We start from the raw sequence: 1182 nt of genomic DNA, 5'->3' as shown, positions 1-1182 counted from the left end.
CTGTATGATTTCTTTTGTGTGGTGGGAACATATATCTTAAAATTATTTATCTTGTCCAGATGAAGTTAATACAGAATAGATCGCACTATTAACATAGATAATGATCCCTACCACAGACGACCCGATTGGTGATACACCAGCCCTCATTGTAGTTGATCCACAACAAACAACACCAGAGAGTGAGGAAGCAATGAGCTCTGGTGCCGGATCTATTTCCGGAGGTAGAGACGCCGTCATGGAAAATATCAATACTGTAGTTAAATGTGCTAGAGATGCTGATATACCGGTTATTTGGGGTAAGGAAATACATCGATCTGACTTTGCAGACTACGGAGCTGAGATAGAGTCTTGTGAACCAGCACATGGGATTGTTGATAGTTGCGCAGAACAATTTGATCCGATTCTCTCAATTGATGAAGATGCCATGGAACCTGCGGAGTACATAATCGAAAAACGCCGATATAATTTCTTTCACCGAACAGAAATTGAGCATCTGCTGCGAACGTACGATATTGACACTGTAATCTTAGTTGGATTTATGACAAACATATGTGTCCATTATACTGCTCATGGAGCTCATGAACATGACTACGCATTTCGAGTCGCAAAGGAAGCAACCGCTGCTCCAAGTCAAGATCTCCATGAGATGGGACTGAAATGCATGCGCTATCTTCAGCCACGAGGTGTCCGGAATATAGATGCTATAACAAATCGACTTGTTGAATACGACGGGAATGAGATAGTCAAGAAGGTCAAGAGGACCGGACAAGTTACCACAAAGACCGGTCCCGTATCTGCTAACAATAACTGATTGACACGGAGATATTATAATCGGGAACCAACCAGTAAAGAGTCTATTTTATACTAATGACAGCTCTCAGATATATAACATGGTTTTCAATCATATTGATGGATATAGATTACGTCACTCCCATGTTGCTGACATGCCCGTAACTGTTTCATCTACCTCATATACATTCAGATGCAATCAGTTGATTGGACACCTATTGAGCATTTTCGCAGGATGCTGTCAAAATATACAGACGTCAGCAGTTGAATTTGAACAAAAGAATACCCCCTGTTTCCGAGTAGCAACGAGAAGCTCTAGCAAATGACCCCCTAAGTATGGGTTATCCTCACGGATTTGTCCCATACTGTTATTGATACTATAACGAGGTGGCG

General features: G+C 41.6%; 1 protein-coding gene. It reads left to right on the top strand.

The features are described from left to right. The first annotated feature begins 100 nt into the window (after positions 1-100). Positions 101-811: a cysteine hydrolase family protein gene (locus J07HQW2_RS18505; protein WP_021055467.1), complete on the top strand. Its 711-nt coding sequence runs from the start codon at positions 101-103 to the stop codon at positions 809-811. The last annotated feature ends 371 nt before the right edge of the window (positions 812-1182 follow it).

This window comes from Haloquadratum walsbyi J07HQW2 (assembly GCF_000415985.1).
Classification (GTDB): Archaea; Halobacteriota; Halobacteria; order Halobacteriales; family Haloferacaceae; genus Haloquadratum; species Haloquadratum walsbyi_B.
The sequence above is the reverse complement of the archived record's forward strand: the minus strand, read 5'-3'. Positions and strand labels throughout refer to the sequence as shown.